This window comes from Rhodanobacter sp. BL-MT-08 (assembly GCF_054161255.1).
In genome coordinates this window covers 4,002,843-4,026,210 of record NZ_CP167872.1, presented here as the reverse complement: position 1 = coordinate 4,026,210, position 23,368 = coordinate 4,002,843, and the positions used below count along the sequence as shown (strand labels likewise).

Below are 23,368 nucleotides of genomic sequence, written 5' to 3'. Positions count from 1 at the left end.
AAACCCCTTCTGCGATGCTTAAAGCAGGCATATTGACGATCCGCTTATTCAGGCGAATAATTGAACTGCCGCGTTCATAAAACTCGACACGCGACTTACTAAATATCCTTAACGGTATTGCCAAGGAGAAAGGTATGAAACGTTTCTATCGAGTGGCTTTTGCTGGCGTGCTTGTGGTGTCGATCGGGGTTGCAGCGGCGTCTGGCCCAGAGTCCCTTTCTGGCTTTGTCCCGAGAGTCATGCCCGTGCTGGTGCGCGTGAATTCGCACGGCAAAGTGACGAAGATTTCGCCGTCGTCGAATCTCTCGCCAGCATTTGAACGATTGCTTGCGAGCGACCTCAATGCATGGATCACCGGACCGGCGATCATTAAGGGTCGTGCGATGGATAGCGAAATGATCGTCAACGTTGCTTTGCAGGTTTCGCCGCGCGGAGACGGCAAATACGACACGCAGTTTTCCTACGTTTCGAGTAGTGCATCTCCGTTTCCATCGTCGCACTGGGTAACGCTCGATGGTAACCGGCTGGCGATTGCCGACGACGAAGACATAAACCCTAATCGCGCGCCATCCAATCCATCTTTCGCTTTTTCCAATATTTCGCGAGGGGCGATTGGTGTGCAAGGTGCGGTATCGAGCGCGCCATCGCATAGCAAATGATTAGTGGTTGCCATAATGAATGGGGCCGGCTGGACTAAATGCCAATCAGCCCAGTTTGAGACGGACGACGTCTTAGCGCCGTGCCGCGCGTGCTTGGTTCAACCGGTTTTGCAGCGGCGAGCCGTGGATCAGCCGCGGCAGCCAGGGGGTAAACGGTTGCGGCACGATGCCGAGCGCGGCGTAGCCGTCGATCTTGCCGACGGAGTCGGTGCGCAGTGAAAGAAAGTTGTCGAGCGAAAACGGTTTGCCGGGCAAAAGGCCGGCGACCTGCGCCTGCAGGCGGCCGAGGCTGTCGGGCAGCGCGATGATGGTGCGCTTCAAGCCGGACGCGTCGCTGATCCTGCGCACGATCTCGCCCAGAGTGAGCACTTCGGGTCCGTAGAGTTCGAAGCTGCTGCGTTTGCCGAGCTTGTCGCTGGCAGCGCAGCGGGCGATGGCTTCGCAGACGTCGCCGACATAGGTCGGCGCCATCCGCGATTTGGCCCGCGCCAGAGGAAACACCGGCAGTTTTTTCAGCAGCGACGCGAAGCGACTGACCAGACCATCGCCGGGGCCGAAGATCACGCTGGGCTGGTAAATTGTCCACTCGAGCGAGGAGGCCTTGACCAGCGATTCGGCCTCGCCGCGCGTCTTCAGGTATTGCGACAGGCCCTGGCCCGCCTTCAGCGAACTCATCTGGTGCAGGCGCGCGACGCCGCTGGCGTGGCAGGCAGCGATCACGCGTCTGGTCAGTTCCACGTGCGCGCGCTGAAAGCTGTGCGGGCCGCTGGCGTTGAGAATGCCGACAAGATTGATCACCGCATCGGCGCCGGTGAACTCCTTGCGCAGCGTCTCGTCGTTATAGACGTTCGCGGTGCGGACGACGACGTTGGGCAGTACGCCCAGCGCGCGATGCTGCTCGCGGTTGCGGCTCAGCATCACGATATGGTGGCCGTCGGCGGCGAGTCGGGGAACGAGATGGCTGCCGACGAAACCGGTGCCGCCGAGGATGACGATTTTCTGTGCGGCCATGAAGTGGATCCTGCGATGTCTCGAAAGGGATGGACGACGTCAGCGAGTATGGCGCTTCACTACGGCGAGCCGGGAGTGGATGATGCCCCAGCCGGCGTGATGGCTGGTGCTGGCGCGGGAATAGGTGCCGGCGTGCTTTCCGGTTTGTCGGTCACTGCGCTGGCCGGGCAGTCGATGGAACGCTTCACGGTCATCGCGTTGGGCAGTTCATACGCCTGCCCGATCGGGCTCATGCGACTGGCCAGCGGCACGGCGTTACCGTTGAGTCGCCAGTCGTAGATCACGCTGAAGGCCATCACGCGTGCCACGTATTCGCGGGTTTCCTTATAAGGCATGGTGGCGACGAACACGTCCGGCGTCAGCGTGCCGCGCGCCGCCAGCCACTGGTCGAGTTTGTTCGGGCCGGCGTTGTAGGCGGCGCTGCCCAGCCACGGCGCGCCGTTGTAGCGGCCGGCCAGCTGAGCGAGATAGCGCGTGCCCAGGGTGATGTTCACCGTCGGGTCGTACAGCGAATCGCCGCCGTTCCAGTTCAGTCCGTTGCTGCGCGCGACCATCGCCGCCGTGCCCGGCACCAGCTGCATCAGTCCGCGTGCATTGGCGCCGGAGCGGGCGTCGGTCATCCACGCACTTTCCGCGCGCAGGATGCCATAGGCCCAGGCCGGCTCGATGCCGGCCTGCGCTGCCTGCGGTACCACGCCGTCCTGGCTGGCCAGCGGAAAGCGCAGGTCGTAGAGCCGCAGCGCGTCGCCGCTGTTCAAGGTGAATACCGCGCGGTCGTACCAGCCGCGCTGGCTGGCCAGATCGGCGGCCAGCCGAAGCGTGGTCTGGTCGTCGCCCTGCAGCGCGCGGTTCCATTCGCGGCGGGCATATTTGGGCAGCCCGACCGCGTAAAGCTCGAACGCACGCAGCAGGCCGGGACGTCTCAGCAGCTCCTGTTCACGCTGCGGATCGTCGGCCAGCTGCAGTGGACAGATCGCATAGGGCTGATCAAGTTTGTCGGCGGCGAGAAAGCCGAAAAACGTCGGCTCTTTGGCCAGCATGGCGAACACCGGCCGCGCTTCCCCGTCGCGATGCAGCGCGGCCAGCGCGCGGGCGCGGAAGTAGCGCCACTCGCCGTCGGCTTTCTGGGTGTCGCTCATTGCCGCGATCGCATCCAGCACGGCGTTCCAGTCCTGCTGCGCCAGCGCGATGCGGGCGCGCCACTCGCGCGTGCTGTCGCTCTGAGCGGCGGCGGGCAGGTCGATCAGACGGGTCAGCGCGTTTTCGTCGAAGTCGGTGGCGTGAAACAGCGCCAGCGTGCGCAGGATCTGATCGCGCTGCGATGGGCTGAAAGCGAAATGCGTCTGCAGGTTTTGCCAGGCCGCGTCGGCGCTGGCGGATTGCCGCCGCGCCAGCCGCGTCAGCGCCAGGGTGGCGGCCTCACGCGTGCGCAGCGTGTCGGGCCAGCTGGATGCCGCGGCAACGGCCGATGCGGGATCGCGCAGGGCCTGCGCCAGCTGCTGCGCGGTGGCCTGATCGCCCTGCGGCAGCCAGCCGGCCAGCTTGCCGATGGTGCCCGGCTGCCCCGCCTCGGCGGCGGCATCAATGCGCGACCAGAGCCGGGTGCTTGTCAGCAGGCCCTGATCGTGCGCCGCGTTGAACACCCGATCGCAAGCGTCGGGCAGGCTGGGCTTGCTCCACAGGTTGGTCAGATCGCGGTCGAAATCCAGCGTGGCGCCGCGCGACAGTTTTGCCTGCAGCGCATCGCAGGTCAGCGCGTCGCCGAGGTTGGGCTGATAGAGCGCGAGAAAATCGTCCCAGTCCTGCCGGCGCGCCAGCTCCAGCAGAAAATCGCGGCGCAGGTCGGCGGCGGGAATCCAGTCCGGGTACTGCCTGATGTACGCCTGCACCGTGGCAAGATCATCCTGCTTGAGGTCGTGCTCCAGCGCGGCGGCTTGCAGGTAGGGATACAGCGGGTAATCGCGCAGGGTGCTTGCCAGCTGGCGCCAGTCATCGCCGCCCTGCTGCTGCGCGCTGGCGTAGGCCTGCTTGAACGCGGCGCGCTGCGCGTCCGTGGGCTCGCTGGCGCGCGCCGAGGTAGCAGCAAACAGCACGGTGAGGCTCAACAATAAACCGGGGATCGAAACGCGCCGGGGCGCAGCAGCGACGAACATGGGAACTCCTGCAATCGTTCGGTCGCCAGTGTAGTGGATGGCCCGCCGGCGCATGACTGCGCGGTTCATGATGGCAGGCATCGCAAGATAGTGAGCCGGCATGGGCCTGCTAAACTCGCAGGCTTACCGCTTTGATACGAGATGGATTCGGCATGCCTCAAGCGCCCTCGCCAACGCATCGCCGGCACGGATTCACCTGGTTGCTGATGGTCATGGCCGCCGTGGCTGGCGCGTGGTGGTGGTGGTCGATCGGGCGTCCGGTTGACCTGCCCGATGCGCCGTCATCGCGCATTGCGTGCGTGTCCTACGGACCTTTTCGTCGCAGCGGTGAGTCGCCGCTCGATCCCAAAGCCTTCATCAGTCCGGAGCGCGTGGATGCGGATTTGCGCATGCTGTCCCGGCGTTTCGACTGCGTGCGCACCTATTCGCAGGGCCAGGGTCTGAGCGCCGTGCCGGCGATTGCCGCTCGCCATGGCATGAAAGTGCTGATGGGCATCTGGCTCAGCCGCAATCCCAAGTTGAACGATGAGCAGGTCCGACTCGGAATCGCAGCGGCCAAGGCGAATCCGCAGGCCATCCGCGGCATTATCGTGGGTAACGAAGTGCTGCTGCGCGGAGAGCTGTCCTCGGCGCAAATAGCCGGCTATCTGCGGCAGGTGAAAGCGGCCGTCAGTGTGCCGGTGACCTATGCGGACGTATGGGAATTCTGGCTGCGCCATCCCGAACTGGCCTCGTCGGTGGACTTCATCACCATCCACATTTTGCCTTACTGGGAAGATAAGCCGGTGCCGTCGTCGCTGGCTGTCCAGCACGTGGAGGACGTTTCCGCGCGAGTCGAGCGCGCCTTTCCCGGGCGCCAGATAATGATCGGCGAGACCGGTTGGCCCAGCGAAGGACGTCCGCGGCAGGGTGTGACGGCGAGCGTGGTCGACGAGGCGCGTTATCTGCGCGAATTCATGCGCTACGCGACGACCGCGCGCATGCCTTACAACGTGTTTGCGGCTTTTGATCAGCCGTGGCAGCGTGTGCTTGAAGGCACGGTGGGCGGCTATTGGGGCATCTTCGACGTCCATGCCAAACCGAAATTTCCCATGCAGGGTCCGGTGACCGAAGAGCCGCACTGGGCGTATGGCTGGTTGGCGGGTGCGGTCGGTGCGGTCGTCTTTCTGCTGGCAGGCGGTTGGCGCCGACGTTGGAAGAGCCGGCGTGGTTGGCTTGCCTTATTGCTGCTGGGATTTGGCGGCGGCTTTGCGCTGGCCTGGCAAGGGCGGCAGATGTGGTTTGCCTGCAGCAATGCGGTCGAGTGGTCATTGTCGATCGCCGCCTGCGTGGCGGCTCTGGCCACCGCGCTGCAGCTGGCGCGATGGATCGCGGCGCGTCTGGCCGGCTTTACGCCGCTGATGCAGCCATCGGCGTGGCTGCGGTTTGGATGGCTATTTCTGTTGACATACTTCGGCCTGCTGCAGGTGTTCGACGGGCGCTATCGCGATTTTCCGCTGGGCCTGTTCGCGCTGCCGTGTATTGGCTACGCCCTGATGGCGCTGCTGTCGGATCGGCATGAGGCGAGGATGCCGATGGTGGAGGAGCGCTTTTTGGCGGCATGCCTGCCAATACTTGCCGCCGTGGTGGTTGTGCAGGAGGCCGGCGTGATGCCGGTGGCCTGGCTCTGGCTGCTCTTGAACGCGGCGATTGCTGCGCCGGTGCTACTCGGCTGGCGACAGGCGCGGCAGCAGCTGCGCCTGGATCCGCAGCAGGCGTAGGCAGCCGATCAGCAGCGCCAGCGCGCCCGCCTCGAAGCAGTACATTTCCAGCGCAAAGGCGCCAAGCGCGGCGGCCAGCCACGCGGCCCAAGGCTGTTTCCACAGCAGCGCCAGCGCGGCGGCGATCAGGGCAGCAATGCCGAAATCATTGTTCAGAAAGCCGAGCACGATCGCCTGTCGCGCAGTGCACCACCATGGGCCGCGTCCACTTTCGCACAGCTCCACGATGGCGCTGGGTTCGACCACGCCGTAACGCAGCACGGCCGAGAGCACGCCGATAAAGACCAGCAGCAGCCAGGGCAGCGCGTTGCGCGACCGGCCGACAGGTTTCGCAGATGACGTCATACGCTAAGCCTCATTCGGGTTGCGGCGCGGAGGTTGCGATGGGCAGGCCGTTCATCGCGAACGTCCCCGCGTCGCGGTGCCGACGTGCGCCGGCAGCCGGATCTCTGCGGCGATGGGCAGATGGTCGGAAAACGCCTGCGGCAGCGTCCAGGTCTTGTCCAGCTGGATCGCCGCCGTGGTGAGGATATGATCCAGCGCCCGCCGCGGCTTCCAGCTGGGAAAGGTCGGCGTCGACTGTGCCGGCGGCTGCAGGCCACACCTGGAAAACAGGTAGCGCATTTCCGCGCTGTGCGGCTCGGTGTTGAGATCGCCCATCAGCACCGCGTGCGGAAAATCCTGCAGCAGCTCGGCGATAAACCCCAGCTGCTTCGCCCGCGCCGGGGCGCTGAGCGAAAGATGCGCCACCATCACCGCCAGCGCGTTGTCGCCCTCGCCGAACTGCGCCAGCAGCGCTCCGCGTCCGGGAATGCGGCTGGGCAGCGGATAATCCAGCACCGAGCTCGGTTCCATCCGGCTGATCAATCCGTTCGCCGAATGCGCCAGCCGCGCCATTGGGCGATTGGGCTGATGACTCCAGAACGGCATGCCGGAGGTTTCGGCGAGGTATCGCGTCTGGTTGAGAAAGCCCGAGCGCAGGCTGCCGGCATCGGCTTCCTGCAATCCGATCACGTCGAACTGCGGCAGCACCCCGGCCAGCCGGTCGAGGTTGTCCATCTTGCTGCGCCCGGGCAGCACGGCGGTGAGGCTGCGCGTAACGTATTCGCTGTAGCGCTGCACGCTGGCGCCGGCCAGGATGTTGCAGCTCAACAGGCGCAGGCGGCGCTCTGGCAGGGCTTGAGGACTGGCGGCGCGGTTCATTGCAGCACACTACACGGGGAAGGAAGGCGGCGGACCGGCGCGCAAGAACAGACCGTTCTGCCATCGAGCCACCGCACGCAGCATGCCGTAACCGATGTGAACACCATGCCAGACGCTCCAGGTGACGCGATACTTCGGAAGCCGGGGTTACTTCTTGTGGTTTGCCAGCTCGCGCTTGGCCAGCCAGAGCGCGATGTCCGCGAGTTCATCCTGATCCTTGGCGCCAGTGACGCGGTACTTGCCGTCGACGACGAGCGTCGGCGTGCCATCGACCTGCCACTTCTGGATCAGGGCCAGATCGCTCTTCATCTTCGCCGTGACTTCGTCCGAGTTTGCGATGCGCAGGAAGTCAGCACGATTGACGCCCTGTCTGGCATAGAAATCAGCGAGCTCGTCGATCGAATTGATCGGGTAGTGCTCGTTGAACTTGGCATCGAAAAGCGCCAGGTGCGTGCGGTCAACCACACCAAGCTGCTTGGCCGCATAGTAGGCGCGTGCAAACGGCAGCCACTCGGCGCTGAACGGTGCGGGCATCAGCTTGAACACCACGCCAGGCGGAAGCTCCTTGCGCAGTTTCTCGGCGATCGGCGCGAAATGCGCGCAGTGGATGCAGCCGTAGGAGAACACCTCGACCACTTCCACCTTGCCCTCGGCGCTGTAGCGCTGCGCCGGTGCGGGCAGTGTCACGTACTGGCTGCCTTCGGTGTAGGGCGCTACCGCCGTTGAACTGGACTGCGCGCCGCAGGCGCTGGTCATTAGCAGGCCACCTAGCAGAGCAAGCAGACGTAGACGGGCAAATCGCTTGAGCATGGAATTTCTCTTTTCGTGACGGCTTGAGAAGCCGTTGGATGGTATGAAAACAGACGGTCGCAGCGGTGCAGAACACGACACCCGCAAACTTACTTCATTTCGCGGCGGCTTCTTTCGCCACCAGCCAGCGGGTGAGTTCAATGGATTTCTTCATGTCGCCTAACTTGAGCGGATTGACGCGGTATTTGCCGTCAATGATCAGCGTCGGCGTACCCTCGACACCATAGGCTTTCATCATGTCATCGGCGCGCTTCATCTTGAGGTTTACCGCAAACGAGTTGGCGACCGCGACGAAATCTTTGGGGTTCGCGCCGACTTTGGCGTAGACCTTGGCGATGTCATCGATGCCGGGAAGTTCGTCCTCTGGCTTCAGGCCCGTGCCGCTGGCGTTTTCTGAGCTGAGCTCGCGCGTGGACCAGACGGCGTCGTACATCGCGTCGTTGCCCTTTTCGGCAACGCCCAGCGCTTGTGCTGCGTAATAAGCGCGCTGCAGCGTGACCCAGTTTTCCTGGGGCATGAACGAGGCGGGCAGGTAAGCCACAACCACGTTCGAGGGCATTTCCTTGACCAGCTCGTTCATGGTCGGATGGTAGGCGTTGCAGGCGGGGCATCCATAGGAAAACGCCTCGACCACTTCGATCTTGTCGGTGTCGGTCAGCTTGGTGCCGGTATCGATGACTTGGTAATCCTTGCCCTCGACCCATTTGCCATTATCGACGAACGGTTCGGTCGGCTTCGCCGGCTTGTCCTCGGTGGCCGCTGGAGCGGCGGTGTTGCTGACCGGTGCTGCGCTGGCCGCAACGGCTGGCGCGCTGCTTGCTGCTGGCGGAGCCGTACTTGCGGCAGCGGCCGTCCATACCGTGGTCGAAGCGGCAGACGCCGATGTGGCCGTGTCATTGTCACCATGGTGACTGCAGGCGGCAGGCGCGGCGAGCATGACGGCGCACAGCCACGGTAAACGCTTGAGCATGGGGCACCTCCTTGCAACAACGGTGGCCAAAACCACACCGGCTCCGGCCATCCAAAGCCGACGGTATCGAGTGATTACTTGCCGGCGGTTTCCTTGGCGACCAGCCACTGCACCAGCTCGATGGTCTGCGGCAGGCCGCCCGCGTCCTTCGGCGTCAACCGGTATTTGCCGTTGACCACGAGGGTCGGCGTGCTGTCCACGCCCAGCGCCTTCAGCTCGTCATCGGCGCGCTTCATCTGGGTGTTCACGCTGAAGGAGTTGGCAACGCCGATGAACTGCTTCGGGTCGACGCCGTACTTGGCGTAGAACTTGGCCACATCGTCAAGGGTGGGCCAGGCCTCATGCGGCTTGGGCTTGCCGGCCTGCAGGTCGTAGGTAGCCAGCTCGCCGGTCTTCCAGGAGGCGTCGAACATGGCGTCGTAGGTCTTGTCGGCGACGCCGAGCGCCTGGGCGGCATAGAAAGCGCGCTGGAACAGCGGCCAGTTTTCGTCCGGGCGGAACGAGGCAGGCAGGTAGACCACCACGGCATTCGAGGGCAGGCTCTTGACCAGCTGATCCATCGTGGTGTGGAACGAATTGCAGGCTGGGCAGGCGTAGGAGAAGACCTCGGTCACCTCGACCTTGCCGGGATGGCTGGTCGGCTGCGCCGGATCGACCAGGTAATAGTTCTTGCCCTCGACCCATTTGCCGTTATCGACGAACGGCGCAGCCGGCTTGGCGGGTTTGTCGTCGGCGCTGGCGGCCGTTGGCGCGCTGGCGGCCGCGGCAACGCTGGCTGCAGTAGCTGGTGAAGTAGTGGCTGGCGCCGGAGCGGTACTGGCGGCAGCCGTGGTGGTGGCGGTGGTCGATGCGGCCGGCGCCGATGTGGCCGCGCTGTTGTCGCCATCGTGGCTGCAGGCGGCAAGTGCAAGCAGGGCGGCGCACAGGAACGGTAAACGCTTCAGCATGAGAACCTCGAAACGGAAGGGGAACGACGCCGGAGGCGGCCTTGAATCAGGTGAATCGCAAAACACGGACCGAGCTCAGACCGCTGGCACCGGCGCGAGTTCGACGCGCGATCCGCGCCGGGATCGAGAATCAGGGCGTTGCGGGCGCCGCCGTCGGCTGCGCGCTGTGCAGGCCCTCGACGTAGCTGGCCAGCGCGGCGATGTCGTTGGAATCGAGCTTCTGCGCGATCGCCGGCATGATCTGCGAGTGCGCGTCGTCACCCCAGCTGGCGCCGTCGTGCCAGGCCTTCAGCTTGGCCTGGATGTACTGCGCGTGCTGGGCGGTGAGCTGCGGATACATCGCGCCCGGATTGCCGCGGCCGTCGATGCTGTGACAGGCCATGCAGGCGGGAATGCCGCGCGTGGCGTCGCCTTCGCGAAACAGCGTCTGGCCGTGATCCACCAGCGCCTGGTCGGCGACGCCGGGCAGCGAGTTCTTGCTGGCGAAATAGGCTCCAATGTCCTCCATATCCTGCGGCGACAGCGGCGTGGCCATACCCAGCATGATCGGGTTCTGCCGCTTGCCGGATTTGAAGTTGGCCAGCTGATGGGCGATGTAGGCCTCGCTCTGGCCGGCGAGCTTTGGATACTGCGGATCGCTGGAATTGCCATCGAGCCCATGGCATGCGCCGCAGACCGCGGCCTTGCCCTGGCCGACGGTCGCGTCGCCGGGCTTGACGGCCACCGCCACGGCGGGAGCGGCGGCGGTGCTGGTCGACGGCGGCGTGGTGGCGGCGGTGGCGGCGGCGTTATCGGCGCTCGCTGCGGCCGCGGGTTTCGCTGCGGTGCCGGCGACGGCAGGCTTGGACGCTGTAGTGGCGGCGGCCGGTTTCGACGCGTCGGCCTGGGCCATCACGACGCCGGCGGACAGGGCAAAAGCGAGAACGGTGGCGGAGCCGAGAACAGCGCTGCGAAAACCGGCGGACCGAAAACTCATACACTGGACTCCCGAGAAACTTGCGAACACCGCCGCGGATCGCCGCCATTCGGCTTGCATCAGGCAGTAACTCAAGAATTATCCCTGTGCCACCGTCCCTTGGTCAAACCATTCTCATGTCCAATCCCTTACAAGGCGCGCAGTTCGTGCTGGCCGCCCATCGCATCAGTCAATTGCCCGCCGATCAGGGCGCCGAAGTGGCGTTCGCCGGACGCTCCAACGCGGGCAAGTCCAGCGCGCTCAATGCGCTGACCAATCACAAGGGGCTGGCGCGCACCTCCAAGACGCCTGGGCGCACCCAGCAGATGGTGGCTTTCAGCCTGCCTCCGCCGGTCCAGGTCGGCGGCCAGCCGCCGCTGGATATCCGGCTGATCGATCTGCCCGGCTACGGCTACGCCAAGGTGCCGCTGGAAATGCGCGAGCACTGGAAGCTGGAGATCGATGCGTACCTGCATCAGCGCCAGAGCCTGCGCGGGCTGGTGCTGATCGTCGACATCCGCCATCCGTTGAAGGAGTTCGACCGGCAGATGCTTGAGTTCTGTCTGGCCACGCAGCTGCCCTGCCATCTGCTGTTGACCAAGGCCGACAAGCTCTCGCGCAATCAGGCGATCCAGGCGCTGGCGACGTTGCGCAAGCAGTTCGTGGCGGAAGGGCTGCACGCCACTGCGCAGATTTTCTCGTCATCGGCCGGCACCGGCGTGGACGAAGCGCGCGAGGCGGTAATGACGCTGCTGCGCCAGCCGCGTGTTCTTGGGGCGCGCTAGTCGAGCGCCGCCAGGTGGCACGGCATTAGCGCGGCAGGGTTTCCATAAATGCCGCGCACAGCGCTTCCATGCCGGCGCGGTCGTCGTCGTCGAAGCGACCGGTCACCGGGCTGTCAACGTCCCACACGCCCAGCAGGGAGCCATCTGGTTTGACCAGCGGCACCACGATTTCCGACTGCGAAGCGGCGTCGCAGGCGATATGTCCCTCGAACGCGTGCACGTCGCGCACCAGCTGCGTTTCACGGGTCTGCGCGGCCGTGCCGCAAACGCCGCGGCCCAGCGCGATTCGGATGCAGGCCGGCTTGCCCTGAAACGGACCCACGACCAGCTCGCTACCGTCGAACAGATAAAACCCGGCCCAGTTCACCTCGGGCAGGCTGTTGAAGATCAGCGCGCTGAAGTTGGCCGCGTTGGCGATCGTGCTGGACTCGCCCAGCATCAGGCCGCGCGCCTGCTCTACCAGATCGTCGTACTGTTCGCGCTTGCTGGTGTAGGTGGCGGTGGTGGATTCAAACATGGCGGGTGTCTATGCGCTAAAGATACGTATTATGCCCGCTGCCACCCACGGAGTAGCGGCGATGAGCATTACCGAGCAGCGCGAGGGCATCGAGGCGGGCCGGCTGGACGCCTTCGTCGACGGCGCGTTTGCCTTTACGCTGACCCTGCTGGCGATCGGTGGCGAGTCGATTCCCGACAGCAGCGCGAAGCTGCTGCATCTGCTGCGTGACATCCCTGCCTCGGCGATGTGCTTTATCCAGATCGCGCTGATGTGGCACGCCCATGTGCGCTGGCGTCAGATCTGTCACGCCAATACGGGGCGCGGACAGGTGCTGTCGCTGGTATTGGTGTTTTTCGCGCTGATCTTTGTCTACCCCGTGCACATGGTCTACGCCAGCATGTGCAGCGCGCTGAGCCAAGGTGTGCTGTCGCCGGATTTCGTCATGCGTACGCCGACCGACGTGCGGGCGGTGTTCGCCTGCTACGGCCTGGCGTACGCCTGCATGTCGGGCACGCTAGTGCTGCTTTTTCGGCATGCGGCCGCGCAGGCGCTGGCGGCCAGTCACGACGCGCTGAAGCCGCGCATGGAAGCGGTGACCTGGAGCATGCCCGCGGTCATCGGGCTGATCTCGGCGATCACCGCGATGAGCCTGCCCGACAGCACGCCGGGCTGGTTGTGGCCACTGCCGGGCTATTTGTATTTTCTGCTGATGCTGACCGGACCGATGCTGCGTGCGGCCCGCCGGCATTACACCAAGGGAGTCATTGCGTGAGTCACCCTGCTGTTTTTATCGCCGGCACCGACACGGGTATCGGCAAGACACATGCCGCCTGCGCGCTGATCCACGCCCTGCGCGACGCCGGCCACATCACCTGTGGCATGAAGCCGGTGGCCAGCGGCTGCGAATCGACGCCGCAGGGTCTGCGCAACGAGGATGCGCTGGCGCTGCAGGCGGCCAGCAGCACCACGGTCGACTACGACCTGATCAACCCGATCGCGCTGATCGAGCCGATGGCACCGCATCTGGCCGCCGCGCATGAGGGCGTGGTGATTTCCCTGCCGCCGCTGCGCCGCGCGTTCGATCAGCTGCGCGGCGACCATCAGCGGGTGGTTGTCGAAGGCGTGGGCGGCTGGCTGGTCCCGCTGGCGCCGGGGCTGTCGGCGGCGGCTATCGCGAAGGAGTGGAAGCTGCCGGTGATTCTGGTGGTCGGACTGCGCCTGGGCTGTATCAATCACGCCCTGCTGAGCGCGCGCGCCATCGCCGCGGACGGCTGCCCGCTGCTGGGCTGGATCGGCAACACGATCGATCCCCAAATGTTGGCGCTGGGCGAGAATCTGGCCACGCTGCGCGCGCTGATGCCGGCGCCCTGCCTTGGCGTGTTGCCGAATAACGTGGCGCCCCGGCAGGCGGCAGCGCATCTGAATGCCGCCGTCGATGCCTTGGGCTGAGCTTCACACGGCGCGTGCTTCGATGTCGCGCTGACCCGCCACGCATCATCCCTTCAACCGCACGCAACGTCGGAGACACCATGGCACGCAGCCACTACTATCTTTCCATTGCCGACCTCGCCAAGGCGCGCGGCAGCGATCCGCAGTTTTCCTTCAGCGGCGCCGGCCCGGGTGATTTCGCCTCGGCGCTGCAGCAGGCGTTGCGCGATGCCGATCTGTTCAACCGCTGGCGCGCGGCGCAGCCCGATCCCGATGCCGTCGATGACAACCTGGCAGCGACCGATCCGCAGGCCGACGTAAGCGCCAAGGTCAGCGACCTGCACATCGACGTGGAGCTCCTCACCACCCTGCCGATGAGCGTGGTGCGCCAGCGGCTGAACCTGCTCATCGGCAGCGCGTGGCAGCTGCGCGACATGCGCTCGGCTTGAGCGCTGGCGCGTTGCTCATCGCGTTACTCCGAAATAGAGCAGGCCATGTTTTATCCGACGGTCCGCAGGGAGTGCCCCTGCCTGCGGTGGCAGCCGGCCTCTTTGCGTGGCGCCCCTGACTTTCGGCCCTTGGAAGAATCGCGCCGGAATGGTTAGAGTCGGCAGCTGACCATCGTCCAACCGTTCCGTGGACGCGCTATCTTGCACAACTCCTGGGGAAACTCGATGCTTCGTCTACGCATGATCGTTATCGCCACATCCATTGCCCTGAGCGCCTGCTCGCAGCCGTCCGACGACAGCAGCAAGCAGCCCGCGGCCAGCGCCACCGTGGCGCACGCCAGCACCGCCGCGGCGCCGGCGCCCGCCGCGAGCGCGAGCAATCCATTTTTTGCTGCCAGCACGCTGCCGTTCCAGGCGCCGCCATTCGACAAGATCACCGAGGCTGACTACCAGCCGGCGATCGAAGAGGGCATGAAGCAGCATCTGGCCGAGATCGAGAAGATCGCCGACAACCCCGATGCGCCGACCTTCGAAAACACCTATGTGGCGATGGAGAAATCCGGCGCGCTGCTGACCCGCGCCATGATGGCATTCGAAGGCGTGGCCCAGGCCAACACCAGCGACACGCTGCAGAAGGTCGAGGAGGAAGAGGCGCCGAAGCTGGCTGCCCATCGCGACGCGATCAGCCTCAACAGCAAACTGTTCGCCCGCGTGCAGGCGGTGTACGACCAGCGCGATTCGCTCAAGCTCGATCCCGAGTCGCTGCGCCTGGTCGAAGTGACGTACAAGAACTTCGTCCGCGACGGCGCCAAGCTGTCCGACGCCGACAAGACCAAGCTGAAAGACCTCAACAAGGAGGAATCCACCCTCAGTACGCAGTTCAGCAACAAGCTGCTGGCCGCGACCAAGGCCGGTGCGCTGGTGGTGGACGACAAGTCCAAGCTCGACGGCATGTCCGATGCCGACATCACTGCCGCCGCCGGCGCCGCGAAACAGCGCAAGGTCGACGGCAAGTGGGTGGTGGTGCTGCAGAACACCACCCAGCAGCCGGCGCTGCAGGACATCAACGATCGCGCCACGCGCGAGGCGCTGTTCAACGCCTCGTGGAATCGCGCTGAAAAGGGCGACGCCAACGACACGCGCGACATGATCGAGCGCATCGCGCAGATCCGCGCCGAGCAGGCCAAGCTGCTCGGCTATCCGAACTATGCGGCCTGGAAGCTCGATGACCAGATGGCGAAAACGCCCGACGCGGCGATCAAGTTCATGCAGAACCTGGTGCCTGCCGCCACGGCGCGCGCCGAGCGCGAGTCGAAAGATATCCAGGCGGTGATCGACCAGCAGAAGGGCGGCTTCAAGGTCGCCGCCTGGGACTGGGAGCACTACGCCGAGCAGGTGCGCAAGGCCAAGTACGATCTGGACGAGGCGCAGATCAAGCCGTACTTCGAGCTCGACAACGTGCTGCAGAACGGCGTGTTCTACGCGGCGAATCAGCTGTACGGCCTGACCTTCAAAGAGCGCAAGGACATCCCGGTGTACCAGCCGGATGTTCGCGTGTTCGAGGTGTTCGACAAGGACGGCACCTCGATGGCGCTGTTTTACTGCGACTACTTCAAGCGCGACAACAAGAGCGGCGGCGCCTGGATGAGCAACTTCGTGACCCAGTCCAAGCTGCTGGGCACCAAGCCGGTGATCTACAACGTCGCCAACTTCACCAAGCCGGCGGCGGGCCAGCCGGCGCTGCTTTCGTTCGATGACGTGGTCACCATGTTCCACGAGTTCGGCCACGCCCTGCATGGCATGTTCGCCGACTCGCAGTACCCGAGCCTCTCGGGTGCCAACACGGCGCGCGACTTCGTCGAGTTCCCGTCGCAGTTCAACGAGCACTGGGCGTCCGATCCGAAGGTGTTCGCCAACTACGCCAAGAACTACAAGACCGGCGAGCCGATGCCGCAGGCGCTGGTCGACAAGATCAAGAAGGCCGCCACCTTCAACAAGGGCTACGACATGACCGAGCTGGTCTCGGCCGCGCTGCTCGACATGGGCTGGCACACGCTCGGTGCCGACGCGCCCAAGCAGGACGCCGACGCCTTCGAGGCAAAGACTCTGAAGGACGACAAGATCGATTTGAGCTACGTGCCGCCGCGCTACCGCTCCAGCTACTTTGCGCATATCTGGGGCGGCGGCTATGCGGCCGGTTACTACGCCTACCTGTGGACCGAGATGCTGGCCGACGACGGCTTCGAATGGTTCAAGGAGCACGGCGGCCTGACCCGCAAAAACGGCGATCGCTTCCGCGCTATGGTGCTGTCGCGCGGCAACACCCAGGACCTCGAAACAATGTACGAGGACTGGCGCGGCAGGGCGCCGAGCATCGAGCCAATGCTGATCGATCGCGGGCTGAAGGACGCGCCGAAAAAATAATCTGCGCGTTTTGATGTCACATCATCCCGATCAGGCCCGCCACGTGCGGGCCTGATCTTTTTTGCGGCGGCGATGGCGCGGTTCGTGTGGCGCAGAAAGTTGTGACAGATCCGGCACGGCCGCTGCACGCGTGAAATAATCGAACGCCATCGATCCAACGGAAGTGGCCCGCGCGTGGACAGCTCGCAATTTCTGAAGACCGCGGTGGTATTTCTGCTGGCCACGGTGATCGCCGTGCCGCTGACCAAGCGCTTCCGGCTGGGCTCGGTGCTGGGCTACATGATCGCTGGCGTGGTCATCGGGCCGCAGCTGCTGGCGTTGATCAGCGATACCGAGGGCGTGGCGTCGATTTCCGAGTTCGGTGTGGTGCTGATGCTGTTCGTGATCGGCCTGGAGCTGTCGCCGCAGCGGCTGTGGGTGATGCGTCGCTCGGTCTTCGGCACCGGCCTGCTGCAGGTGCTGAGCGCGGCGCTGGCAATCGGCGCGGTGGGCTATTTTCTGTTCGGTCTCACCGAGCGGGCGGCGGCCATCGTCGGCGGCAGCCTGGCGCTGTCGTCCACCGCGTTCGGCCTGCAGATACTGGCCGAGCGCAAGGAGGCGGGCTCGGCCTACGGCCGGCAGGCGTTCTCGATACTGCTGTTTCAGGATCTGGCGGCCATTCCGCTGATTGCCGCGGTGCCGCTGCTGGCGATGACCTCGGCCTCGCACGGCATCGATCCGCATAGCGTTCTGCGCACTGTCGGGGTCATCGTGGCGGTGGTCGTGGGCGGGCGCTACCTGCTGCGGCCGGTGTTCCGCTTTGTGGCCAAGGCCGACTCGGTGGAAGTGTCCACGGCCACCGCCCTGCTGGTGGTGATGGGCACGGCGCTGATCATGGAGCTGGCGCACGTCTCGGCCACGCTGGGCGCGTTTCTCGCCGGCGTGCTGCTGGCCGATTCGGAATACCGGCACGAGATGGAATCGCATATCGAGCCGTTCAAAGGGCTGCTGCTGGGTTTGTTCTTCATCAGCGTCGGCATGTCGATGGATCTGTCGCTGCTGCTGTCGCGACCGCTGCTGATCGTGGAACTGGTGCTGGGCCTGCTGGTGTTGAAAAGCATCCTGCTGTGGCCGCTGGCACGCCTGCCGGCCGGGCTCAATCGGTCGGACAGCTTGCGCCTGATCGTGCTGCTGGCCAGCGGCGGCGAGTTCGCCTTCGTGGTGCTGAAGCTGGCCGCCGAGAAGCAGCTGATCGACGACGGCCAGCGCGATGCGCTGGTGCTGGCGATCACCCTGTCGATGGCGCTGACGCCGCTGCTGGTCGTGATCGCGGCCCGCCTCCTGAACGTCAAACCGAAAAAGCCCACGCGCGAATACGACACCATCGACGCCGATACGCCGCGCGTCATCATCGCGGGCTTTGGCCGCATGGGCCAGATCGTTGCCCGCATGCTGCGTGCGCAGGGCATTCCCTTCGTGGCGCTGGAGCATTCGGTCGACCAGGTGGACGCGTCGCGCCGCTTCGGCAGCATCAACATCTTCTACGGTGACCCGACCCGTCCCGAGCTGCTGCGCGCGGCGCAGGCGGACAAGGCCGAGGTGTTCGTACTGGCGACGGATGACCCGGAAACCAGCCTGCGCACCGCGCGACTGGTCAGGCGGCAGTACCCGCATCTGAAGATCGTTGCCCGCGCGCGCAATCGCCAGCACGTGTTCCGGCTGATGGACATGGGCGTGGACGAGCCGGTGCGCGAGACCTTCCACTCCAGCCTCAAGATGACGCGCAAGACGCTGGAGGCGCTGGGCCTGTCGCACGAGCTGGCGGTCGATCGGGTGGAGCGGTTCCGCCGGTACGACGAAGATTTGCTGAAAAAGCAGGCGCTGGTCTACGACGACGAAACCAAGCTGATCCAGAGCAGCCGCGACGCGATGGCCGACCTGCAGCAGCTGTTCGATGCCGACGTCGAGCCGGGTGCGCAGCGCCAGCGCCAGCGCGACCGGGACAAGACGCTCAGCGCCGAGGATTGATCCGATCCAGCGCCGCGTTCGCCCGCTGCGGATTATCGAGCGGGCGGAAAAGGTATTGCTCAGGGAGAGCTGTCACCATCGGGCAGGCTCAGTGAGATCACGCGCATGCCGTCAACCGCAAACCCAGTCCGGCGTTGCTTGGAGTCATGCCGATGACCGCAACAGATTCCTCGCCGCGCGAAGAGCTGGCCGCACCGATGGGAAATATGGCGGCAGCAGGGCTGTCGCTGTTGCCGACGGGTGTGACACCGGTCGTGATCCGTTTTGGACGTCTGGGCGACACGATTCTGCTGCAGCCGCTGCTGCGCAAACTGCAGCTGCGCTATGGCAAGCCCTGCCGCGTGCTGGCCCTGGGCGACTGGCCGCCAGTGCTTTTTTCCGCGCAGCCGGAGGTGGATGGATGCATTCCGCTGCGCAGCCAGTACGGCTCGCTGCTGTTCAGTCCGGCGCGCTGGCGGGCGGCGATGGCGCTGCGGAAATTCCGTAATTCACCAATCTACGTCTGCGAGCCCGAGCCCCGGGCTAGTACCAAGGTGCGTCCGCTGCTGGCACTGGCCGGCGTGCCGCTGGAAAATTGCGAGTTCATTCAACCGATGACGATGCGCGAGAACGAGCACTGGATCGACTGGCTGCTTCGTTTCGGCAGTCAGACGCCACCCGCTTTTCGCGTCAGTCACATCGCGATGCCGCCCATGGAAAACGCAAGCATCGCGCCGCAGTTGCAGGTCACCGACGCCGAACGACAGGATCGTGACGCCTGGCTGCGCGTGCAGGGCATGCTCGGGCGGCCGCTGGTGCTGCTGCAGCCGGCGAACAAGCGCACGATACGCTGGAACGGCGTGCGGCACGCCGATGACGACGAAAAGTCGTGGCCGGCTCAGCGCTGGGGCGCATTGGCGCGTGCGATCAGCTATCACCTGCCGCAGGCACAGATCCTGTTCTGCGGATCGGCCGCCGAAGCCGGCTATATCGAATCGCTGCTGGCCGCGACCGAAACGCATTCACTGCGTATCGCGACCGCGGTGCTGCCGCTGGGTCGGCTCAAGGCGCTGCTTGAAGTTGCCCACAGCATGGTCTCGGTGGATACCGGGCCGGCGCATCTGGCGGCGGCCATGGGCTGTCCACTGGTAGTGCTGTTCGGCGGCCGATTCCCGTCGATGTGGGCGCCGCGCAGCGGGCACGGCAGCGCGGTCACGGTGATTGGCGGGTTGCCGGAAACCCGGCGTGTCGACGAGATCGATACGGCGCCGGTGGTGTCTGCCTGGCGGACCTTGCCGCCACGCGACGGTGCTCCGTTCACCGCTGGGGCCTCTGCGGCTGAGTAAAGGCGCAGGTCGGCCGGCGCATCAGTCGGCCGGCGCGGCCGGCTGGCGCAGCGTCTGCCGCACGCTGGGAACGGCGCCGACGCGCGGCGCCAGCTCGTGCGCGATGTCAATATAGCCCACCTGCCGCGCCACATCCGCCGCGGTGCGCCCGAATGCATCGGCGGCCAGACGGTCGGCGCCGCGCGACAGCAGCACGCGCGCCGGCGGCAGCAACGCATGCATGGCGCAGGCGTGCAGCGCAGTGACGCCGCGCTGATCGGCGTGCTCGACCTTCGCGCCGGCATCCAGCAGTACAGGCACCAGGGCGCCGATATGCGTGGCGTCGCAGTCGCTGCCGGGCCGCAGCTGCGCGCCCAGCAGCAGCAGCAGCGGCGTCTTGCCCTCGCGGTCGGCCTGATTGATGTCGGCGCCGCGCTTAAGCAGCGCGTCGAACAGCCGGCGCGCGCGCAGGCTGTCGTTGTGTTCGAAGCCGAACTGCGCGGCAGCGTGCAGGGCGCTACGGCCGCCGGTATCCACCGCGTTGACCTCGGCGCCGCCGTCGAGCAGGGCCTCGACAATTTCCGGATGCCCCATCGCGGCGGCCACCATCAGCGCGGTGGTGTCGTTCGGAAGACGCTGATCAACCGCCGCCTTGCGCTCCAGCAGCAAAGCCACCAGAGTGTCGCGCCGCGCCGCGACCGCCGCGGCCAGCGGCGTCACGCCGCTGCCGGCGGCAACCGACGAATCGGCGCCGGCATCGAGCAGGCAGGCGGCAATCTCGCGATGCCCGGCGCCGCAAGCGCGCAGCAAGGCGGTGGCGCCCTGGCCGTCGCGCGTATCGACGGCGAAGCCGAGCTCCAGCAATCGCTGCACGCTCGGCAGCGCGCCAGCGGTCGCGGCGGCCGGCAGATCGGTGGCGCGTAGGGGCCGACTGGGGCGTGTCCAGTCGTGCCAGTCGAGCCAGCGTTCGACCGTCGGGTGTTCCAGCGCCAACCCGAGCGGGGTTTCGCCATTGCTATCGGCGGCTTCGGGGTTGGCGCCGTGGGCAATCAGCGCGCTCACCAGTGGCAGCGCATCGGCGCCGTGTTCCAGCGCGGCGAACAGCGGCGTGCGGCCATCACGGTCGCGCGTGTTCGGATCGCAGCCGCGCGCCAGCAGGGCCTGCAGCAGGGTCAGCTGGCCGTTGATTACCGCCAGGTGCAGCGGCGTGCGATCGCGCGCGTCGACGCCAAATGGATCCGCGCCGCGCTCGAGCAGATTCAGCGGCAGGGCGGCGCATGCGGCCGAACCGTTGAGGCGCGACAGCGCCTGCGCCAGCAAGCCCGCGCCGGCCGGGCTGGCGCCGGCCTGCAGCAGATCGTCCAGCGCCTCCGTCGAGGTTGGCAGCTGCTGCAGCAGCGCGTCAAACAGGCGTCGGCCCAATGGCGGCAGCGTTGGTGTGCCGGCCTGCGCGGCTTCGGCATCGTCGGGAAGTTGCGGCGGCAGCCGCGCCTCGGCGTCGAGGCCGTGCTCCAGCAGCCAGCGCCGCGCCGAACTCAGGCCCGGCGTGGCCAGGTCCAGATAAAGCTGCGCCAGCTGTGCCTGCGGCCACTCGCGCGCGCGTTCGGCAAAGCTGGACACGATCGCCCAGTGCGAGAAGCGCAGCGCGTCGAGCAGATGCGCCGGCGTGTCCGAGCCCTCCGTCAGCACGTCACGTCGATGCGTAGCCGGCAGCGGGGTGTCGGGATCGAGCAGCGCCACCAGATCCCAACGCCCGGCGGCCGCGGCATGATCGAGCGCACTGCGGCCGTCGCCGCCTACCGCCTTCGGCTCGGCGCCGAGGGCGAGCAGGGCGCTGATGGTTTCGCCGCGGGCGTGCGGCGACTGGCAGGCGAGGGTCAGCGCATCGCGGCCGTGGTGATCGCGCGCGCGCGCATCGGGCTGGGATTCGGCCAGCAGCTGCACGATGCCGCCGGCGCCGGCGCGCGCCGCTTCCATCAGCGCGGTGCTGCCGCGGTGGTCGGCCAGCGTGACGTCGGCGCCGGCAGCGCACAGCACGCGTGCGATCTGTTCGTGGCCTTCGGCGGCCGCGGTGAGCAGCGCGCTGCGATGCCGTGCGTCCACCGCGTTCACGGCCGCGCGATGCTTGAGCAGCAGCTTGACGCCGGTGACGTCGTCATCGGCGATGCCGGCCGCCGCGACCAGCGCCGGCTCGCCGTTGGCCGGGGCAGGCTTGGCGCCGCGCTCCAGCAGAAATCGGGCCAGCGGCCAGTTGGCGGCGCGGCAGGCGACCGCCAGCGGGCTGACGCCCGAGCGCGTCAGCGCGTTGATCGGCGCGGCGGCATCCAGCAGCATCGCGGCGACGCCGGCCTCGGCGCTGAGCACGGCGCCGTGCAGCGGCGTGCTGCCTTCGGCATCGGCGGCCAGCGGATTGGCGCCGTTGGCGAGCAGCGTCATCACCGCTTCGGCGCGGCCGTGCCAGCTGTCGCGGGTGGCGGCGAGCAGGGGCGTGATGCCGCCGCTGGCACGATTCACGTCCGCGCCCTTGGCGATCAGCGCGCGCAGCAGGCGCGTGTCGGGCAGCAGCGCGGCCAGCATCAGCACCGGCCGCTGGTCGCGATCATCCGACGCTGGGGCGGTGTCGGGATCGGCGCCGGCCTCGACCAGGGCCAGCGCGCGATCGATATCGCCCTCGCGCGTGGCAAGCAGCAGCGCCCTGGCCTGCTCGGGCGTACCGGCGGTGCGCTCCTGCTCGTTCAACACCACCACGGCCGGCGGCCTAGCGGGAATGGACTTGATCGCCTCGGGTGTTGCCGTCGTCGCCGGTTTGACGTTTTTCGCACACAGCAGCGCGCGCAGCGTGCGGTTGGCAATGATCAGAGAACCCAGCGGCAGCAGCACGACGCCGTAGATCGCCAGCGCCGCAATGCGCGGCTCGGGCGGCAACACGCCGTACAGGCCGGTCAAAGCCACCGCGCCAAACGCCAGCACCAGCAGCGCCAGCGCGGCCGGCAGGTAGTGGCTGAAAAAACGCTCCTCGTGTGACAGATGCCGACCGAACGCCAGGCTGCGCAGGGTCGCGGTGAAGATCCATGAACTGTCGCGCTGCGCCGGGTAGGCGTCGTCCCAGACAAACACCAGCCCGAACGCGGGCCAAAGCCGCCAAAGCGCCGCCAGCGCAAGCACCAGCGCCGCGGCGAGAATCAGCGCCGCGCCCAGGCTTGGCGCGTGGCTGAGCTGCAGCATCGGCCACGCCACCAGCAAAAACACCAGCACGGTATAGCCGGTAAACATCACCAGGTGGGCCGCACCGCGGCGCAGGACCGTGCGACCAAAACGCGGCTCGGGATCGAAACCGATCGCGTGGCACACCGCGGCCATCGTGAGAGCGTTGGCCAGCAGCAGGGGAATCAGCGTCAGCGGATGATTGACGAACCCGGCGGCGACGATCGCCAGCAGGCCGGGCATGAACCAGGCGAGCGATGGCACAAGAGGAGGGCGTCGTCGTGATTTGGGCTGGGTCATGCCGACAGTATAGAAATCGCGGCGACTTCAGACGGTAACCTGGTGTTAACACCCGCACTATTTTTCGGCGATTCATCCCACATAGCCGGAGCATTCATTTGCTCGCCCTCAGTCATCACGATCGTCGCGCGTGGCCGATTCGCGATACGACGGATGATTGGAAACAGCGAGCGTCTGCTGCGGCGGCAGCTGCAGATGCCAGCCCTGCGTGCGCAGATGGTCAAGCACTTGTTCGGTGTCTTCCACTGGCAGCTTGCGCTGCTCGTCCAGGTGCACCTCGACCACGAAACGCAGCTCGCCCAGCAGCAGCAGCAGCGATTCGGACAGCACATCGAACCCATCGCGACGCGCCAGCCACACGTAGCTGTCGAGCTTGCGCTGGCTGGCGTAGACGAAACACTGCATGGCCGTACTCCCCTGGTGATGCCAACACCGGTCGTGCTGCTCAAGACGATCCCGAGGGTAACAGCGCTGGCGGCCGGATGCTCGGCCGTTCCACT

At 66.0% G+C, this 23,368-nt stretch carries 20 protein-coding genes; 9 read left to right on the top strand and 11 right to left on the bottom strand.

Annotated features, from left to right (window positions below; translation table 11 throughout):
• The first annotated feature begins 134 nt into the window (after nt 1-134).
• Nucleotides 135-659, top strand: a complete 525-nt coding sequence (locus tag ACDK93_RS17965) for a hypothetical protein (protein WP_458070386.1) — start codon at nt 135-137, stop codon at nt 657-659.
• 72 nt (nt 660-731) lie between these two features.
• Here ACDK93_RS17965 and ACDK93_RS17960 read toward each other — a convergent pair whose 3' ends face one another.
• Together ACDK93_RS17960 and ACDK93_RS17955 are read right to left on the bottom strand one after the other, a co-directional pair.
• Complete coding sequence (locus ACDK93_RS17960) at nt 732-1,670, bottom strand: complex I NDUFA9 subunit family protein (RefSeq protein ID WP_458070385.1); 939 nt, start codon at nt 1,668-1,670, stop codon at nt 732-734.
• A 59-nt stretch (nt 1,671-1,729) separates the two neighbouring features.
• Entirely contained in the window at nt 1,730-3,823 is a 2,094-nt protein-coding gene (locus ACDK93_RS17955) for a transglycosylase SLT domain-containing protein (RefSeq protein WP_458070384.1), read from the bottom strand.
• A gap of 152 nt (nt 3,824-3,975) precedes the next feature.
• Between ACDK93_RS17955 and ACDK93_RS17950 the strand changes: the two genes are divergently transcribed.
• Nucleotides 3,976-5,583: a glycoside hydrolase family 17 protein gene (locus ACDK93_RS17950; protein ID WP_458070383.1), complete on the top strand. Its 1,608-nt coding sequence runs from the start codon at nt 3,976-3,978 to the stop codon at nt 5,581-5,583.
• Here ACDK93_RS17950 and ACDK93_RS17945 read toward each other — a convergent pair.
• From ACDK93_RS17945 to ACDK93_RS17920, 6 genes are all read right to left on the bottom strand, one after another.
• Nucleotides 5,527-5,928 (bottom strand): hypothetical protein, encoded by a 402-nt coding sequence (locus ACDK93_RS17945; RefSeq protein WP_458070382.1) that lies wholly within the window; start codon nt 5,926-5,928, stop codon nt 5,527-5,529. The genes ACDK93_RS17950 and ACDK93_RS17945 overlap by 57 nt on opposite strands.
• A 51-nt stretch (nt 5,929-5,979) precedes the next feature.
• Nucleotides 5,980-6,786: an endonuclease/exonuclease/phosphatase family protein gene (locus ACDK93_RS17940; protein ID WP_458070381.1), complete on the bottom strand. Its 807-nt coding sequence runs from the start codon at nt 6,784-6,786 to the stop codon at nt 5,980-5,982.
• A 147-nt stretch (nt 6,787-6,933) separates the two neighbouring features.
• On the bottom strand, nt 6,934-7,596 hold the full coding sequence (locus ACDK93_RS17935) for a thiol:disulfide interchange protein DsbA/DsbL (RefSeq protein ID WP_458070380.1): 663 nt from the start codon (nt 7,594-7,596) through the stop codon (nt 6,934-6,936).
• A gap of 94 nt (nt 7,597-7,690) precedes the next feature.
• On the bottom strand, nt 7,691-8,566 hold the full coding sequence (locus ACDK93_RS17930; protein ID WP_458070379.1) for a thiol:disulfide interchange protein DsbA/DsbL: 876 nt from the start codon (nt 8,564-8,566) through the stop codon (nt 7,691-7,693).
• A 74-nt stretch (nt 8,567-8,640) separates the two neighbouring features.
• Nucleotides 8,641-9,513, bottom strand: coding sequence for a thiol:disulfide interchange protein DsbA/DsbL (locus tag ACDK93_RS17925; RefSeq protein WP_458070378.1), 873 nt, complete (start codon nt 9,511-9,513; stop codon nt 8,641-8,643).
• Between the two features lie 130 nt (nt 9,514-9,643).
• Nucleotides 9,644-10,489, bottom strand: a complete 846-nt coding sequence (locus ACDK93_RS17920) for a c-type cytochrome (protein WP_458070377.1) — start codon at nt 10,487-10,489, stop codon at nt 9,644-9,646.
• Between the two features lie 116 nt (nt 10,490-10,605).
• Between ACDK93_RS17920 and yihA the strand changes: the two genes are divergently transcribed.
• Nucleotides 10,606-11,253 (top strand): ribosome biogenesis GTP-binding protein YihA/YsxC, encoded by a 648-nt coding sequence (gene yihA / locus ACDK93_RS17915; protein WP_458070376.1) that lies wholly within the window; start codon nt 10,606-10,608, stop codon nt 11,251-11,253.
• A gap of 25 nt (nt 11,254-11,278) precedes the next feature.
• Here the strand turns inward: yihA and ACDK93_RS17910 are convergent, their stop codons facing one another.
• On the bottom strand, nt 11,279-11,770 hold the full coding sequence (locus ACDK93_RS17910; RefSeq protein WP_458070375.1) for a GAF domain-containing protein: 492 nt from the start codon (nt 11,768-11,770) through the stop codon (nt 11,279-11,281).
• A gap of 31 nt (nt 11,771-11,801) precedes the next feature.
• Here ACDK93_RS17910 and ACDK93_RS17905 point away from each other — a divergent pair, with 31 nt between their 5' ends.
• The 6 genes from ACDK93_RS17905 (at nt 11,802) to ACDK93_RS17880 (ending at nt 19,385) form a co-directional block, all read left to right on the top strand.
• Nucleotides 11,802-12,524, top strand: coding sequence for a TMEM175 family protein (locus ACDK93_RS17905; RefSeq protein ID WP_458070374.1), 723 nt, complete (start codon nt 11,802-11,804; stop codon nt 12,522-12,524).
• On the top strand, nt 12,521-13,201 hold the full coding sequence (gene bioD / locus ACDK93_RS17900) for a dethiobiotin synthase (protein ID WP_458070373.1): 681 nt from the start codon (nt 12,521-12,523) through the stop codon (nt 13,199-13,201). The genes ACDK93_RS17905 and bioD overlap by 4 nt, the downstream gene beginning before the upstream one ends.
• Nucleotides 13,202-13,281: 80 nt before the next feature.
• Entirely contained in the window at nt 13,282-13,629 is a 348-nt protein-coding gene (locus tag ACDK93_RS17895) for a hypothetical protein (RefSeq protein ID WP_458070372.1), read from the top strand.
• Nucleotides 13,630-13,854: 225 nt separating this feature from the next.
• Nucleotides 13,855-16,053 (top strand): peptidyl-dipeptidase Dcp, encoded by a 2,199-nt coding sequence (dcp, locus tag ACDK93_RS17890; protein ID WP_458070371.1) that lies wholly within the window; start codon nt 13,855-13,857, stop codon nt 16,051-16,053.
• Nucleotides 16,054-16,227: 174 nt separating this feature from the next.
• Nucleotides 16,228-18,060, top strand: a complete 1,833-nt coding sequence (locus ACDK93_RS17885; RefSeq protein WP_458070370.1) for a monovalent cation:proton antiporter-2 (CPA2) family protein — start codon at nt 16,228-16,230, stop codon at nt 18,058-18,060.
• A 152-nt stretch (nt 18,061-18,212) separates the two neighbouring features.
• Nucleotides 18,213-19,385, top strand: coding sequence for a glycosyltransferase family 9 protein (locus ACDK93_RS17880; protein ID WP_458070369.1), 1,173 nt, complete (start codon nt 18,213-18,215; stop codon nt 19,383-19,385).
• 21 nt (nt 19,386-19,406) lie between these two features.
• Here ACDK93_RS17880 and ACDK93_RS17875 read toward each other — a convergent pair whose 3' ends face one another.
• Together ACDK93_RS17875 and ACDK93_RS17870 are read right to left on the bottom strand one after the other, a co-directional pair.
• Nucleotides 19,407-22,868 (bottom strand): ankyrin repeat domain-containing protein, encoded by a 3,462-nt coding sequence (locus ACDK93_RS17875; RefSeq protein WP_458070368.1) that lies wholly within the window; start codon nt 22,866-22,868, stop codon nt 19,407-19,409.
• A 108-nt stretch (nt 22,869-22,976) separates the two neighbouring features.
• Nucleotides 22,977-23,273 (bottom strand): YcgL domain-containing protein, encoded by a 297-nt coding sequence (locus ACDK93_RS17870; RefSeq protein ID WP_458070367.1) that lies wholly within the window; start codon nt 23,271-23,273, stop codon nt 22,977-22,979.
• Nucleotides 23,274-23,368: the final 95 nt, after the last annotated feature.

Coding starts and splice junctions, on each gene's coding strand:
- ACDK93_RS17965 (WP_458070386.1), top strand. CDS start 135: ATGAAACGTTTCTATCGAGTGGCTTTTGCTGGCGTGCTTGTGGTGTCG.
- ACDK93_RS17960 (WP_458070385.1), bottom strand. CDS start 1,670: ATGGCCGCACAGAAAATCGTCATCCTCGGCGGCACCGGTTTCGTCGGC.
- ACDK93_RS17955 (WP_458070384.1), bottom strand. CDS start 3,823: ATGTTCGTCGCTGCTGCGCCCCGGCGCGTTTCGATCCCCGGTTTATTG.
- ACDK93_RS17950 (WP_458070383.1), top strand. CDS start 3,976: ATGCCTCAAGCGCCCTCGCCAACGCATCGCCGGCACGGATTCACCTGG.
- ACDK93_RS17945 (WP_458070382.1), bottom strand. CDS start 5,928: ATGACGTCATCTGCGAAACCTGTCGGCCGGTCGCGCAACGCGCTGCCC.
- ACDK93_RS17940 (WP_458070381.1), bottom strand. CDS start 6,786: ATGAACCGCGCCGCCAGTCCTCAAGCCCTGCCAGAGCGCCGCCTGCGC.
- ACDK93_RS17935 (WP_458070380.1), bottom strand. CDS start 7,596: ATGCTCAAGCGATTTGCCCGTCTACGTCTGCTTGCTCTGCTAGGTGGC.
- ACDK93_RS17930 (WP_458070379.1), bottom strand. CDS start 8,566: ATGCTCAAGCGTTTACCGTGGCTGTGCGCCGTCATGCTCGCCGCGCCT.
- ACDK93_RS17925 (WP_458070378.1), bottom strand. CDS start 9,513: ATGCTGAAGCGTTTACCGTTCCTGTGCGCCGCCCTGCTTGCACTTGCC.
- ACDK93_RS17920 (WP_458070377.1), bottom strand. CDS start 10,489: ATGAGTTTTCGGTCCGCCGGTTTTCGCAGCGCTGTTCTCGGCTCCGCC.
- yihA (WP_458070376.1), top strand. CDS start 10,606: ATGTCCAATCCCTTACAAGGCGCGCAGTTCGTGCTGGCCGCCCATCGC.
- ACDK93_RS17910 (WP_458070375.1), bottom strand. CDS start 11,770: ATGTTTGAATCCACCACCGCCACCTACACCAGCAAGCGCGAACAGTAC.
- ACDK93_RS17905 (WP_458070374.1), top strand. CDS start 11,802: ATGCCCGCTGCCACCCACGGAGTAGCGGCGATGAGCATTACCGAGCAG.
- ACDK93_RS17895 (WP_458070372.1), top strand. CDS start 13,282: ATGGCACGCAGCCACTACTATCTTTCCATTGCCGACCTCGCCAAGGCG.
- dcp (WP_458070371.1), top strand. CDS start 13,855: ATGCTTCGTCTACGCATGATCGTTATCGCCACATCCATTGCCCTGAGC.
- ACDK93_RS17880 (WP_458070369.1), top strand. CDS start 18,213: ATGACCGCAACAGATTCCTCGCCGCGCGAAGAGCTGGCCGCACCGATG.
- ACDK93_RS17875 (WP_458070368.1), bottom strand. CDS start 22,868: ATGACCCAGCCCAAATCACGACGACGCCCTCCTCTTGTGCCATCGCTC.
- ACDK93_RS17870 (WP_458070367.1), bottom strand. CDS start 23,273: ATGCAGTGTTTCGTCTACGCCAGCCAGCGCAAGCTCGACAGCTACGTG.